Consider the following 13,302-nt stretch of genomic DNA (forward strand, 5'->3'; position numbering starts at 1 on the left):
CCCCGTAGGGACTCGAGCGGTGAACGGGTGTCGGTCGCAGCGAGCGCGACCGGAGCGATGCTTTCTATCCGGTGGAGACCCTATCGGAGACGAATGGATTCGCCAGCAACGTTCGACAGCGCGCGGCTCCTCGTCGTCGAGCCGTCAGAAGGGGCCCTCTCGAGTGCGCTCGAGGGCGACGCGCGCGACGTGACCGCGGTGTCGACGGCCGCCGCCGCACTCGACCGGCTCGAGCGCCAGTCCGTCGACTGTCTGCTGACGGTACAGTCCCTGCCGGAATCCGAAGCGGCCGGACTCGCCCTCCTCGAGGCGGTTCGCGAACGCGACCCGGAGCTTCCGGTGGTGTTCGCGCCGGCCGACGGCGACGAGACACTGGCCAGCGACGCGGTCGCCACGGGCGTTACGGCGTACGTTCCGCGCGATGGTACCGACGACGCCGATGACACGGTCGCGGACTGTCGGGCGGCGATCGACCGAGCGCTCTCGACGGGCCGCGAGCGACGGCGCCGGCGGGAGCGGGCTCGCCGGTTCGACGCGATTTTCGAGGACTCCGAGACGTACTCGTGGGTACTCGAGCCCGACGGAACCGTCCGACGGACCAGCGAACCCGCGCTCGAGGCTATCGGCGCGACCGAGGGAGACGTTCGCGGCCGGCCGTTACAGGACCTCCCGTGGTGGCGGTGTACCGCCGACGGGGAAACGGCGATTCGGGAGGCGATCGACCGGGCGGCGAGCGGCGACACGGCTCACCGGGAGCTAACGCAACTCCGCGCCGACGGCGGCGCGACAGCGGGGGCCACGGACGGCGGAAGCGCGTCCTCGAGCGATGTCGCGGACGCGGCCGAGGCCCACTTCGAAGTGACCGTTCGACCAGTCCGCGACGAGTCCGGCGGGGTCGTCTCGTTGCTCGCGCGGGCGACAGATATCACCGAACGCGCCCGGCTCGAGCGGGAGCTCCGCGAGTCGGAGGAGCTCCACCGGGTGACGCTCAACAACATGACCGACACGGTCCTCATCACCGACGACGACGGCGAGTTCACCTACGTCTGTCCGAACGTCCACTTCATCTTCGGCTACTCGGACGACGAGATCCGGGAACTGGGGACGATCGACGAACTGCTCGAGCCGGACCTCTTCGATCGCGCCGAGCTCGAGTCGGCCGGCGTCCTGACCAACCTCGAGTGTACGGCGACCGATCGGGCGGGTCGCGAGCACACGCTACTGGTCAACGTCCGCGAGGTCTCGATTCAGGGCGGAACGACCCTCTACAGCTGCCGGGACATCACGACGCGAAAGCGCCGCGAGGAGGCGCTGACGGCCCTCCATCGCACCGCCCGCGAACTCCTGTACGCCGAAACCGACCGCGAAATCGCCGACATCGTCGTCGACGACGCGACGGACGTCCTCGACTGCGAGGCGAGCGCGGCGTACCTGTTCGAGACGGACGACAACGTGTTGCGGCCCGCCGCGTCCTCGCCGGGGATGGAGCGGCTACACGGGCCGGTCCGCGATCATCGGGCAACAGACGACAGCGTTCCGGGACGCGTGTTCGTCGACGGCGAGAGTCGGTTCTTCGCGGACGTTCACGACTCGCCGTCGCTCTCGAACCCCGGGACGGACCTGCGAAGCGCGGCCTACGTCCCGCTGGGCGACCACGGCGTTTTCGTCGCTGGCTCACCGGAGCCGGACGCGTTCGACGACGTGACCCGAGAGCTGACGGACTTGCTCGCGGCGACCGCGGAAGCGGCGCTCGACCGCGTCGAACGAGAGCACGCGCTGCGCGAGCGGGACCGCGAACTCGAGGGGCGGAACCGACAACTCACCCGCCTCAATCGGGTCAACGAGATCATCAGGGAACTCGATCAGGCGCTGGTTCGAGCCGAGACCCGCGAGGAGATCGAACGCGCCGTCTGCGACCGGCTCACGGCCGCCGATCGGTTTTCGTTCGCGTGGATCGGCACCACCGACGTCGGCGGCGACCGCCTCGAGTCCCGCGCGCACGGCGGCGAATCGAACGGCCGGGCGTATCTCGATAGCGTGTCGCTCTCGCTCGTGGACGGGAGCGAACCCGCGGTCAGGGCGGCGACCGATCGGGAGGAGACCGTCGTCTCGAACGTCGCCGACGGCCTCCGCGACGAGCCGTGGCGGTCGGCGGCGCTCGCCCGCGAGTACCAGTCCGCCGTGAGCGTCCCGCTCTGCTACGACGAGTTCGCGTACGGCGTCCTGACCGTCTACGCCGATCGACCCGGCGCGTTCGACGACATGATCCGGGCCGTCCTCGGGGAACTCGGCGAGACGATCGCCTCCGCCATCGCCGCGGTCGAGCGCAAGCGCGCGCTGGTCTCGGACGCGAGCACGCGACTCGAGTTCGAGGTGGGCGACGACGCGTTCGTGTTCGCACAGCTCGCCCGACGGGCTGATTGCGCGCTCTCCGTCGACGGGAGCGTCCGCCAGCACGAGGACGGCGCGTCGGTCTTCGCCGCGGTCGACGGCGCGTCGCCGGACGCCGTCGTCACCGCGGCCGCGGACCTCGTCAGCGTCGAGCGCGCACAGGTCATCGGCGAGGGCGATCAGGGCGGCGGTGGCAGCGATCACGGCGACGGTAGCGACGGCGGGATCGTCCGCTTGCAACTCGCCCGCCCGGCGCTCGCTCTCCGCCTCGCGGACCACGGCGCGGTGTTACGGGGGATCGAGGCGTCTCCCTCGAGCACTCGAGTCGTCATCGACGTCCCCGGATCCGTCGACGCGCGGGAGAGCGCCGACATCGTCTCGACGGCGTTCTCGGACGCCGACCTGCGCTCGAAACGGACCGTCGAACGAACGTCGCCGCGCGATTTCCGGTCGGCACTGCGGGATCGGCTCACGGATCGCCAACTCGAGGTCGTCCAGATCGCGTACTACGGCGGCTACTTCGAATCGCCGCGGGAGAACTCGGGCGAAGACGTCGCCGGCGCGCTCGACATTTCGCCGGCTGCGTTCTACCGTCACATTCGGGCCGTTCAGCGGAAGCTCTTCGAAGTGGTGTTCGAGGAACTCGGACTTCCGGCAACCCAATCGCAGGGGGTTGAATAGTGAACCCTCAATTAACGGCGACGCTAGCTATCTGACGGATATACTCATCCTAATATCCCTTGTATTCCTAAATGCGACGACCATCGAAACATCGTTCGTCATCTCTCCCATGCAACACAAAGACGCCGACTTCGATCCCGAAGCGGAATCGACCTACGAATGCTTCGACTGCGGAACCGTCGTCCGCGCGGCTGCGCCGGATGCCTGCCCCGAATGCGGTGCGGAGATGCGAAATCGGCGCACACCGATCGAGTAACGATGGCGTCTCAAAACCGTTCGTCGCCGACGCGGGAAGCGACGGCCGAATCGACCGACCCCGAGACCGCACTCGGGACCGCGCGCCGACAGCTCGACCGCGTCGCCGCCCAACTGGATATCGATGACGCCGCCCTCGAGCGGCTCGCACACCCCGCGGCGGTCCACGAGGTAACGGTGCCACTCGAGCGCGACGACGGCTCCGTCGAGGTCTTTACCGGCTACAGGGCCCAGCACGACAGCGTCCGCGGGCCCTATAAGGGCGGCCTGCGCTACCATCCCGACGTGAGCCGCGACGAGTGCGTCGGCCTGTCGATGTGGATGACCTGGAAGTGCGCCGTGATGAACCTCCCCTTCGGCGGCGCGAAGGGCGGTATCGTCGTCGATCCGAAGTCGCTGAGCGACGACGAAAAGGAGCGGTTGACGCGTCGATTCACCCAGGAAATCCGCGACGTGATCGGGCCGAAGACGGACATTCCGGCACCCGACATGGGAACCGATCCGCAGACGATGGCGTGGCTGATGGACGCCTACTCGATGCAAGAAGGCGAGACGATTCCCGGCGTCGTCACCGGCAAGCCGCCGGTCATCGGCGGCTCCTACGGCCGCGAGGAAGCCCCGGGCCGGAGCGTCGCCATCGTCACTCGAGAAACCTGCGAGTACTACGACTACCCGCTCGCCGAGACGACCGTCGCCGTCCAGGGCTTCGGCAGCGTCGGCGCGAACGCCGCCCGCCTGCTCGAGGAGTGGGGTGCCACCGTCGTCGCCGTGAGCGATGTCAACGGCGCGATTTACGATCCCGACGGGATCGACGTGGCCGAAATCCCGTCCCACGACGAGGAGCCGGAAGCGGTCACTCGCTTCGCGACGGGTATCGATGACGCGGACAGCGTCCGGCGGCTCTCGAACGAGGCCCTCCTCGAGTTAGATGTCGACGTACTGATCCCGGCGGCGGTCGGCAACGTCATCACGGCGGACAACGCCGACGCCATCGCGGCCGACATCGTCGTCGAGGGCGCGAACGGTCCGACCACCTTCGCCGCCGACACCATCCTCGCGGAACGAGGCGTGCAGGTGATTCCGGACATCCTCGCGAACGCCGGCGGCGTCACCGTCTCGTACTTCGAGTGGCTGCAGGATATCAACCGCCGCGCGTGGTCACTCGAGCGCGTCCACGAGGAACTCGAGACCGAGATGCTCACGGCGTGGACCGCCCTGAAAGACGAGGTCGAGCGGCGGGACGTGACGTGGCGCGACGCCGCCTACGCCGTCGCGCTCGATCGGATCGGCGAGGCACACGAGACGCGCGGTCTCTGGCCCTGATCGGACGGGCGGAATCGAGCGCGGCCGTCCGACCGTCTGCAATCGAGTTTCCCGAGTACTATTCTCCGAGTTGACGGCGCACTGATCGGCTTAGATCGGAATCGCACCGACCACCACGCCGGCGACGAGGATCGTCGCCGAGACGACCACCATGTAGGGGAGCGTGAACTTGATGTGTTCGCCGAGTTCGATGTCCGCTAGCCCGATGAGGAGGTAGGTCGCGCCGGTAAACGGTGAAATCGGGAAACCGACGGTCTGGCCGACCAGCGACGCGCGGACGACGGCCACGGGATCGTGGCCGTAGGAAACGCTCGTCTCCGCGAGCACGGGGAGGACGCCGAAATAGAAGGCGTCGGGGCTGAACAGGAGTCGCGCGGGCAAGGAGACGATCGCGACGACCAGCGGCAGGTTCGCGCCCAGCACGTCGGGGATGAGCACGATCAGGATGTTCGCCATCTCGGTGATCATGTCGCTCTCCTCGAGGACGCCGATGAGGACGCCCGCGGCAAACAGGATGCCGACGTAGGTCATCACGTCGGGCGCGTAGGACTCGAGGACGTCCTTCTGCTTCTCGTAGTCGGGGACGTTGACGACGAGGGCGATGACCAGTCCGACCATGAACGACAGTTCGGGCGACGTGACACCCCGGATGAGCACGGCGAGGACGGCGACCGTCAGCAGGAGATTGAACCACCATCGCCAGTCCGTCTCGATCGTCCGCTCGTCGACGGCTTCGTCGATTATCGACTCCTCGTCGACTCCTTCGAAGGCGGTGACGGAGTCGATATCGTTGCGGATCTTTCGCCCGAAGTAGGCGCTGATCACGAAGATCGAGAGGACGCCAGCGGCTTGGGCGGGGATCATCGGATCGAACACGTTCGAGATCTCCGCGGGCTCGATCGCCGCGACGCCGCGGACGACCTGCCCGCCCCACGGGACCATGTTCATCGTCCCGGCGGTGATCGCGACGAGCGCCGCGAGGATCTTCCGATCGACATCGAGGGCGTCGTACAGCGGCAACATTGCCGGAATCGTGATCAGCATCGTCGTCGCGCCGGCCCCGTCGAGATGCGAGACCATCGCGAGGACCACAGTTCCACCCGTCAACAGGGCTGGCCGATTGACAACGCTGCTGACGATGCGGGCGACGAACGGGTCGAAGAGCCCGTTGTCCCGCATGATGCTGAAGTACCAGACCGCGAACGCGAACATCGCGGTGATGCTGACGATTCCGCCTAACCCTTCCGCCGCGAACGTCCCGATCTCGTCCGGCGAGAACCCCGCGATCAACCCGGCTAGCACCGGGACGATGATCAGAGCAGGGATGACGTATAACCGCCGTTGTATAATCAAAAATAGTATGAGAAACACCGAACAGTAGCCGATAATACCAAGCGGCAAGCCAGTTATTGCCATACGAGGGCGGTCATATTCTACATATAAAAATTAACTGATGTCTATCACTGTTTATCAGATCTTGCCGCCATAAAAAGTATGAACAATTATTAAAATAGAGTTATTTGTAAGTTCTTCGAATATTTGTACAATACATGTCCAATTCCCTTTATCTGGACAGATCAGATAACGGACAATCGGATCGAAAAACGACGGCAGCCGTCACGGGAGTAGCGCGTCGGCGGTCACGACGGCACTCGAGACGGAGCCCTACCCCCGATCGAGGTACTCGAGTGCCTCCTCGTCGGTCACCTGCCCGAAATCCCGGTAGTACTGGCCCACGGCACGGAAGTCCGCAGGCGTTTCCAGCGCGATCACGTCGTCGGCCTCCCGCTCGAGGGCATCGATCGACCGCGGCGAGCCCACCGGGACGGCAAGACCGACCCAGTCGGCCCCGGTCTCCCGGACCTGTCGGAGACAGGCCGTCGCGGTCGCGCCGGTCGCGACGCCGTCGTCGACGAGCAGGACTCGCTTCCCCCGAAGGTCGGGGAGGCCGCCCGTCTCGCGGTACCGATCTGCTTTCTCGCGCGCGTTTTCGGCCTCGTCGGTCCGGATCTCCTCGAGGTACGCCTCGGAGGGATTTACCCGATCGATCAGGTCGTCGTTGTACCAGACGCTGCCGTCGCTTGCGACCGCACCCAGCGCCACCTCCGGGTTTTGGGGCGCGCCCATCTTGCGCGCCACGACGACGTCGAGGTCGGCCGCGAGCGCGTCGGCGACCGGCCGCGCGACGGGCAGGGCACCGCGGGGAATCCCGAGGACGACGTCGGCCTCGAGCCCGCGGGCCTCGAGGTCCGCTGCGAGGCGTTCGCCGGCGTCGGTTCTGTCGTCGAACATGGTTCGTCCGGAGCTACGGCGGCAACCCACTATGGGTTTGCGTCGCACACGCCGGGACGCAACGCCGAACCGGAACTCGCCTGCCGAACGCCTACACGCCGTCGTTCGGGACGGTGCGTATGGCACGGCTCCAGCAAACGCTCTCGAACATCTCGGAGGAGTCCGGACACGACAACGGCCGGGTCGGGATCGTCGCCGGGAGCGTCGCGTACCCGAACCAGCCCGCACTCGTCGGCCGGGCGGCGCTCCGGACGGGCTCGGATCACGTCCGGGCGTTCGTCGCCGAACCGATCTACGAGATCGTCGCGGGCCACTCGCCGAACCTGCTCGTCGACCACCACGGGCACGAGGAGTTCTACGACGGTGCCGTCGAACGGACCGTCGAGGTCAGCGAGTGGGCCGACGCCTTCGTGATCGGCCCCGGCCTCGTCGACGCCGATCCCGAGGCGGTGCGCGACGCGGTCGATCGCATCGAAGTCCCGACCATCGTCGACGCGCTGGCGATCGAACCCGCCCTCGAGGCCGACCTCTCGAACACCGTTCTGACCCCCAGCGGCTCCGAGGACGGCCCGATCTACGAGGCCTACGGCTCGCTCGAGGCGTTCTCCGAGGAGACGGGAGCGGTCATCGCGCTCACGGGAGACATCGACGAGATCGTCGCCGAGGGCGAACGGATCGAAAACGAGACGGGAACCTCGGCCATGACCGTCGCCGGGACCGGGGATACGTTGGCCGGGATCATGGCGTCGCTGCTCGGTCAGGGGATGGATCGGCGCGAGGCCGCCGAACTCGGCGCGTGGATCCTCGGCAAGACCGGCGAACTCGCGACGGCCGAACGCGGCCCGGGCGTCGTCGCGACCGACGTCATCGAGCGGATTCCGGACACGATTCGATAACGGGGTAGGTCGTCCTACTCTTCGACTGCCGCCGCGGCCGATGTCGGACAGCCGTCGGGAACAGTGTTTTGCGGGTCGGTCCCGGACTCACCGCCGAAGTACACCGTTCCGCCGTGGTGGTCGGTCCACCCGCCGTGGAACTCGTCGCCCCATCGGGTCTCGATGGCGGCGATATCGCTCCCCTCGCCGTTCGCGCCGGGGACGAACGAGTAGTGGTGCCCGTTCATGGCGAACTGACACCCTTTGACCAGGACCGGCCCGGACGGCCACGCCCAGACGCCCCGGCCCTTGCGGTACTGGCGGTCGTCGGTGACGGCGGCGACGCAGTCCTCGACGATCCCCGACGCGAGCCGGTAGTTGGCGACCCACGAGTTCGCGGCGTAACAGTTCCGCAGGGCGACGGTTCCGCCACAGCCCGTACCCGGCGGCGAGCAGTAGAAGCCGTTGTCGCTCATCTTCTGGACGTTCACTCGATCGATCTCGAGGTGGCCGTCGTGGTCCGGACTGACCCAGATCCCGGTCCCGCCTTTCTCCTCGTAGACCGCGCCGTCGCCGAGCCAGACGTTTTCGATGCGGGAGGTCCCGCCGTCGGTATCGGCCGCGCCGATCACCGCTTCGTCGCCCATATCGACCTGCCCGCGGACCGCGACGTTCCGGATGGTCCAGTCCGAACCGTACGCGACGATCGTCACCGCGGCCCCGCTCGCGGTGACGTCGAACAGGACGTTCTCGAACGTCCCGCCGTCGTCCACGCGGACGACCTCGCGCTCGCCCGCGGGAACGGTGACCGTCTCGTACCCGTCGTTCGACGCCGCGCCGACCGTTCCCGCTCCGCCGATCGCCCCCGCAACGGCCGTGGCGGTTGCTGCGAGACACGATCGCCGGTTCAGGTGTGTACTCCGGTGGTGTTCGGGAGACATAACCGATACTCCAACGACCGACGGCGAACGCATAATGAATGGTTATAGTCATCAGTTCATGAAAATCAGTTCGATGTGACTGTTCTCGGTGAGCGGCGAGACCCTCCGGTCGACGTTCCACACCTTCGGGCAGCGGTCTCGAGGGTCACTGCGGGCGAAAACGCGACCCGAACGCGGCCTCGAGTCCGAAGACGGCTACCGGATCGAGAACTGCTCGTCCCGTCGCCGAAGTCGCCCGCGGACGACCGGCGTCACCGGGAAGATCCCGACGCCGGTCCGCTCGATCTCGAGCACGCCGAACGCGTCGTGGCCGACGAACCGCGCGACCGTCTCGCGGTTCAACTGACAGCCGCCGGCGGCGCGCTCCCACAGCGGTGTCAGCCGATCCTGGGCTCGCGCGCGCCAGCCGTCGTTTCGGACGTGCTCGAGGAAGCGCAGTTCCCCGCCCGGCCGCAGGACGCGGGCGACTTCCTCGAGCGCGGCGTCCGGGTCGCCGATAGTACAGAAGACCAGTCCGGAGAGCACGACGTCGAAACTGTCGTCGGCGTAGGGCAGCGACTCGCCGCGAGCGTCGCGGAGGGCGACCGACAAGTCCGTGCGCTTTGCCTTGCGTGCCGCCCGGCGTCGCATGTTCGGGTCCGGTTCGACCGCGTGGTACTCGAGGTCGTCGCCTCCCGCGTCGGCGGCGTAGGGAAACGTCGGGCCGCTGCCCGCGCCCAGATCGAGGACGCGCCCGGAGAGGTCGGCCGCGAGGTATTCGCGGTGCGGGCCCATCAGGAATCGATCCGGCACGAGACGGTCGGACAGCGCGGCGAAGGCGGGATGGGAGATCGTCCCCTCGCCCGCACCGCGCCGTGGATCAGTGTCTGCCATGGCGGACTCGGTGCAACCGACGACGACCTCGTTGATACCCGTTTGCCCGTCCCCGCTCGAGCGGCCGTCGTCTCGAGTGGTTTTATGGCCGAACGCGCCGGTGTCCCGCGTATGAGTGACGATCGACTGCGCATGACTCCCGGACCGACCGAGGTGCCCGCGGCCGTCCGCGAACGGATGAGCGAGCCGACGCCGAACCCCGACATCGAACCCGCGTTCTTCGAGTTCTACCGCGACGTGACGGCCAAGCTCGAGGCGATCTACGGAGACGACGATATCGCGATCCTCGGCGGCGAGGGCATCCTCGGTCTCGAGGCCGCTATCGCCTCGCTGGTCGAACCGGGCGATCGGGTGCTGTGTATCGCGAACGGCCTTTACGGCGAGGGGTTCGCAGACTTCGTCGACATGGCCGGCGGCGAGGCGGTGGTCTGTGACGCGCCGTGGCGGGACCCGCTCGATATCGAGCGGATCGAGTCCCGGCTCGCGGACGAGTCGTTCGACGTGGCGACGCTGGTCCACTGCGAGACGCCGACGGGCACGCTGAACGATATCGAGCCGATTCTCGATGTGCTCGAGGAACACGGCGTCATCAGCGTCGTCGACGCCGTCTCCTCGCTCGGCGGGACGCCGGTGCCGACCGACCGGATCGACGTCTGTCTCGGCGCCTCCCAGAAGTGTTTCAGCGCGCCGCCGGGGCTGACGGTCTGTTCGATCAGCGACCGCGCGTGGGAGAAAATCAAGTCCTTCGAGACCGAGAGTCTGTACACCGACCTCGAGCCGTGGCGCGACGCCGCCGCCGACGAGTGGTTCCCTTACACGCACCTTGCGTCGAACCTGTACGGGCTCGACGCGGCGACCGACCTGCTGCTCGAGGAGGGCCTCGAGTCGGTCTTCGAGCGCCACGAGGACGCCGCCGCGCGCTGTCGCGAGCGGGCCGCGGATCTCGGACTGTCGCTGTACCCCGACGAGGCGACGCCGTCGCCGACCGTGACCGCACTCGAGATCGACGGGAGCGCGACGGCCCTGCAGCGAACGCTCGCCGAGGACCACGACATCGTCCTCGCGACCGGGCTCGGCGACCTCGAGGACGACATCCTCCGCGTCGGGCATATGGGACACAACGCGCGTCTCGACCGCGTCGATCGGACGATGGACGCGTTAGCTGCTGTTCTCGAGTAGGCTCGAGTTGCGATCGACTGCGGTTCGGACCGTTCGTCGGATCGGCGCGAGCGGGGATGACACCGTGGCAGGGATGGCCATACCACGCCGCTGTCGGACAGAAACCCGTTTAGGCACACCCCGTCCAGAAGGGGTAATGAGTACGAGTTACCGGATCGGACTCGTCGGCAAACCCTCCGTCGGCAAGTCCTCCTTCTTCAATGCGGCCACGATGAACGACGTGCCCGAAGGGGCCTACCCGTTCACGACCATCGACCCCAGTGTGGGCGAGGCTTACGTCCGCGTCGACTGTGCAGCACCCGAATTCGACGAGGAGTGTACGCCCAACGTCGGCTACTGCGACCACGGCACCCGCTTCGTCCCGACGAAACTCGTCGACGTGGCCGGGCTGATCCCCGGCGCACACGAGGGCAACGGGCTGGGCAACCAGTTCCTCTCCGATCTGAACGAGACCGATGTGCTCGTCCACGTCGTCGACTTCTCCGGGGAGACGGACGCCGAGGGCGAACCGACCGAGGGCCACGACCCGCGGGACGACATCGCGTTCTTGGAAGAGGAACTCGACCAGTGGTATCTCGGCGTCTTGGAGAAGGGGATCAACCGATACGAGACGGGCTACACCACCGAGGACGACGCCATCGAGGAGGAACTCGCCGAACAGATGAGCGCGTTCAAGACCACCGAAGACGAGATCAAACGACTCATTCGGCGCGTCGACGTGGGCTTCGATCCCGACGAGTGGGACGAGGACGACCAACTCGAGTTGGCCCGCGAAATCCGCAAGGAGACCAAGCCGATGGTCATCGCGGCGAACAAGATGGACACCCCCGAAGCGCAGGCAAACTACGAGGAGATCGCGAACGATCCCGACTACGAGCACCTGACGATCGTTCCCTGCAGCGCCCACGCGGAGAAGGCCCTCAAATCCGCCGACGGGGCCGGCGTCGTCGACTACCGACCCGGTGACGACGACTTCGAGATCACGGGCGACGTCTCCGGCGATCAGGAACAGGGCTTAGAGCAGATCCGGGACTTCCTCGAGGAGTTCGGCGCGACCGGCGTTCAGGCGGCGCTGGAAACCGCGCTCTTCGACGTCCTCGGTGTCACCCCCGTCTTCCCCGGCGGCGCGAACGGGCTGGGGAACGAACGGGGCGAGGTGCTGCCGGACTGCTACCTGATCCCGCCGAACTCGACCGCGGAGGACTTCGCCTACAGCCTCCACTCCGATATCGGCGACGGCTTCCTGCACGCGATCGACTGCCGGACGAACCGCCAACTGGGCAAGGACTACGAAATCGAGTCTCGAGACGTCATCGAAGTCATCACGACGAACTGACACCGACGCGGTCGAGACCCGCAAATCGACTCCGGTCGACCGCGAACGGCGTTCTCGTTATCGTCCCCAGATAGCGCGCTGGGCCGCGTCGTTCAGTCGACTCGAGAGGCCGGCAATCCGTCCGGCGGGCGAGAGGGTTCGCAACCGGTCCTCGTCGACCTCGATTCGGTCCTCGCCGTACGGGTTTCGCTCGGCCCGTTCGTCGTCCCGGTCGGCGTTCGTGATGTCGACCGCTACCGACATCGAGCAGCGGCCACACGCCTCGCGGTCGTTGGTCATGGTCGGTTCACCGTAGGAGCGCGCGATCCTTAAGTGCTGTCGCGACTCGACGGAGAACGGCCGATCCGAAACGGTGCCGACGGACTTTTGGCCGTCTCGTGCCATTCGAACGCATGGACGACCCCCTCGCGAGAACTGCCGGTCTCGATCGACACACCGCTTCCGGCGACCGAACCGATGATTCGAATGAGTGACAGTGACAACGCGAACGGCCCCGACGACGCTCTCGAGGACGTCCCCGAGTGGGACGACGAGTACGTCGACCGGGTCAGCGACCGACTGCTGCACAACTACGACCTCGAGCAGGACTTCGCCGTCGAGGGCGAGCGGTTCACGCTGTACGGCGAGCTGGAGATGGTGAACAAGAAGCACTTCCTCCATCCGTCGGTCTCGCTGGCCGAACACCAGTCGACCGAACACCTGTTCGTCCGGCGCGTCGATCGCGTCGACGACCGGACGCTCGATCGCTTCGTCGACCTCGGCGAGCGGCTGGCCGACGAGTGGATCGAGCCCGACGAGGACCACTTCTCGACGGAGTTCACGTTCGTCGCGGTCGCACCGTCCATCCCGGCCGAGATCCGCGACGCGGTCGCGGGGTTCGACGGCCGCACGCTGTTGAGGTGGGGGTATCACGGCCACTACGAGATCAATCTGGCCGTCGTCTCGCCCGCCAGCGAGGAACTGGTCGCCAGCGAGAACGCCGACGTCGCGACCGCGTTCCGGCTCTGGGAACCGATCGAACGCGACGAGCCGGGACTGCTCGGACTGATTTCCCGCCGGCTCCAGCTGTAGCCGGTCCACCGCGTTTCGGTCGCCGTTCTTGCGTCGAGTACTCGAGATCGCTCTCTGGACTCGCTCGAGCCGTCGGATCCAAAAA

12 protein-coding genes are annotated in these 13,302 nt (G+C 66.8%); 7 read left to right on the top strand and 5 right to left on the bottom strand.

Annotation, left to right across the window (positions count from 1 at the left end; genetic code table 11):
- The first annotated feature begins 93 nt into the window (after positions 1-93).
- The 3 genes from ACT4ML_RS00715 to gdhB all read left to right on the top strand — a co-directional run bounded on the left by ACT4ML_RS00715 (position 94) and on the right by gdhB (position 4,650).
- Positions 94-3,072: a bacterio-opsin activator domain-containing protein gene (locus ACT4ML_RS00715; protein WP_444719143.1), complete on the top strand. Its 2,979-nt coding sequence runs from the start codon at positions 94-96 to the stop codon at positions 3,070-3,072.
- Positions 3,073-3,181: 109 nt separating this feature from the next.
- Positions 3,182-3,328: a rubrerythrin-like domain-containing protein gene (locus tag ACT4ML_RS00720; RefSeq protein WP_138244352.1), complete on the top strand. Its 147-nt coding sequence runs from the start codon at positions 3,182-3,184 to the stop codon at positions 3,326-3,328.
- Between the two features lie 2 nt (positions 3,329-3,330).
- Complete coding sequence (gene gdhB / locus ACT4ML_RS00725) at positions 3,331-4,650, top strand: glutamate dehydrogenase GdhB (protein ID WP_444719144.1); 1,320 nt, start codon at positions 3,331-3,333, stop codon at positions 4,648-4,650.
- Positions 4,651-4,740: 90 nt separating this feature from the next.
- On the opposite strand, the gene ACT4ML_RS00730 is transcribed toward gdhB, so the two are convergent.
- On the bottom strand, positions 4,741-6,066 hold the full coding sequence (locus ACT4ML_RS00730; protein ID WP_444719145.1) for a CitMHS family transporter: 1,326 nt from the start codon (positions 6,064-6,066) through the stop codon (positions 4,741-4,743).
- A gap of 249 nt (positions 6,067-6,315) precedes the next feature.
- Positions 6,316-6,942 (bottom strand): phosphoribosyltransferase, encoded by a 627-nt coding sequence (locus tag ACT4ML_RS00735; RefSeq protein ID WP_444719146.1) that lies wholly within the window; start codon positions 6,940-6,942, stop codon positions 6,316-6,318.
- 119 nt (positions 6,943-7,061) lie between these two features.
- On the opposite strand from ACT4ML_RS00735, the gene ACT4ML_RS00740 reads away from it, so the two are divergent.
- Positions 7,062-7,838, top strand: a complete 777-nt coding sequence (locus tag ACT4ML_RS00740) for an NAD(P)H-hydrate dehydratase (protein ID WP_444719147.1) — start codon at positions 7,062-7,064, stop codon at positions 7,836-7,838.
- Between the two features lie 14 nt (positions 7,839-7,852).
- Here ACT4ML_RS00740 and ACT4ML_RS00745 read toward each other — a convergent pair whose 3' ends face one another.
- Both ACT4ML_RS00745 and ACT4ML_RS00750 read right to left on the bottom strand, forming a co-directional pair.
- Positions 7,853-8,758 (bottom strand): hypothetical protein, encoded by a 906-nt coding sequence (locus ACT4ML_RS00745; RefSeq protein WP_444719148.1) that lies wholly within the window; start codon positions 8,756-8,758, stop codon positions 7,853-7,855.
- Between the two features lie 195 nt (positions 8,759-8,953).
- Positions 8,954-9,631 carry a class I SAM-dependent methyltransferase gene (locus tag ACT4ML_RS00750; protein WP_444719149.1) on the bottom strand — a complete coding sequence of 226 codons (678 nt, stop codon included), beginning with the start codon at positions 9,629-9,631 and terminating at the stop codon, positions 8,954-8,956.
- A gap of 111 nt (positions 9,632-9,742) precedes the next feature.
- Here ACT4ML_RS00750 and ACT4ML_RS00755 point away from each other — a divergent pair, with 111 nt between their 5' ends.
- Together ACT4ML_RS00755 and ACT4ML_RS00760 are read left to right on the top strand one after the other, a co-directional pair.
- Positions 9,743-10,810 (top strand): pyridoxal-phosphate-dependent aminotransferase family protein, encoded by a 1,068-nt coding sequence (locus ACT4ML_RS00755; protein ID WP_444719150.1) that lies wholly within the window; start codon positions 9,743-9,745, stop codon positions 10,808-10,810.
- A 136-nt stretch (positions 10,811-10,946) separates the two neighbouring features.
- Entirely contained in the window at positions 10,947-12,146 is a 1,200-nt protein-coding gene (locus ACT4ML_RS00760) for a redox-regulated ATPase YchF (RefSeq protein ID WP_444719151.1), read from the top strand.
- Positions 12,147-12,203: 57 nt separating this feature from the next.
- On the opposite strand, the gene ACT4ML_RS00765 is transcribed toward ACT4ML_RS00760, so the two are convergent.
- Positions 12,204-12,425 (bottom strand): hypothetical protein, encoded by a 222-nt coding sequence (locus tag ACT4ML_RS00765; RefSeq protein WP_444719871.1) that lies wholly within the window; start codon positions 12,423-12,425, stop codon positions 12,204-12,206.
- A gap of 186 nt (positions 12,426-12,611) precedes the next feature.
- Between ACT4ML_RS00765 and ACT4ML_RS00770 the strand changes: the two genes are divergently transcribed.
- A complete protein-coding gene (locus tag ACT4ML_RS00770; protein WP_444719152.1) occupies positions 12,612-13,217 on the top strand; it encodes a hypothetical protein in 606 nt (201 codons plus the stop codon).
- Positions 13,218-13,302 lie beyond the last annotated feature (85 nt).

The sequence above is a fragment of the Natrinema sp. LN54 genome (genome assembly GCF_052439245.1).
Lineage (GTDB): Archaea > Halobacteriota > Halobacteria > Halobacteriales > Natrialbaceae > Natrinema > Natrinema versiforme_A.

Coding starts and splice junctions, on each gene's coding strand:
- ACT4ML_RS00715 (WP_444719143.1), top strand. CDS start 94: ATGGATTCGCCAGCAACGTTCGACAGCGCGCGGCTCCTCGTCGTCGAG.
- ACT4ML_RS00720 (WP_138244352.1), top strand. CDS start 3,182: ATGCAACACAAAGACGCCGACTTCGATCCCGAAGCGGAATCGACCTAC.
- gdhB (WP_444719144.1), top strand. CDS start 3,331: ATGGCGTCTCAAAACCGTTCGTCGCCGACGCGGGAAGCGACGGCCGAA.
- ACT4ML_RS00730 (WP_444719145.1), bottom strand. CDS start 6,066: ATGGCAATAACTGGCTTGCCGCTTGGTATTATCGGCTACTGTTCGGTG.
- ACT4ML_RS00735 (WP_444719146.1), bottom strand. CDS start 6,942: ATGTTCGACGACAGAACCGACGCCGGCGAACGCCTCGCAGCGGACCTC.
- ACT4ML_RS00740 (WP_444719147.1), top strand. CDS start 7,062: ATGGCACGGCTCCAGCAAACGCTCTCGAACATCTCGGAGGAGTCCGGA.
- ACT4ML_RS00745 (WP_444719148.1), bottom strand. CDS start 8,758: ATGTCTCCCGAACACCACCGGAGTACACACCTGAACCGGCGATCGTGT.
- ACT4ML_RS00750 (WP_444719149.1), bottom strand. CDS start 9,631: ATGGCAGACACTGATCCACGGCGCGGTGCGGGCGAGGGGACGATCTCC.
- ACT4ML_RS00755 (WP_444719150.1), top strand. CDS start 9,743: ATGAGTGACGATCGACTGCGCATGACTCCCGGACCGACCGAGGTGCCC.
- ACT4ML_RS00760 (WP_444719151.1), top strand. CDS start 10,947: ATGAGTACGAGTTACCGGATCGGACTCGTCGGCAAACCCTCCGTCGGC.
- ACT4ML_RS00765 (WP_444719871.1), bottom strand. CDS start 12,425: ATGACCAACGACCGCGAGGCGTGTGGCCGCTGCTCGATGTCGGTAGCG.
- ACT4ML_RS00770 (WP_444719152.1), top strand. CDS start 12,612: ATGAGTGACAGTGACAACGCGAACGGCCCCGACGACGCTCTCGAGGAC.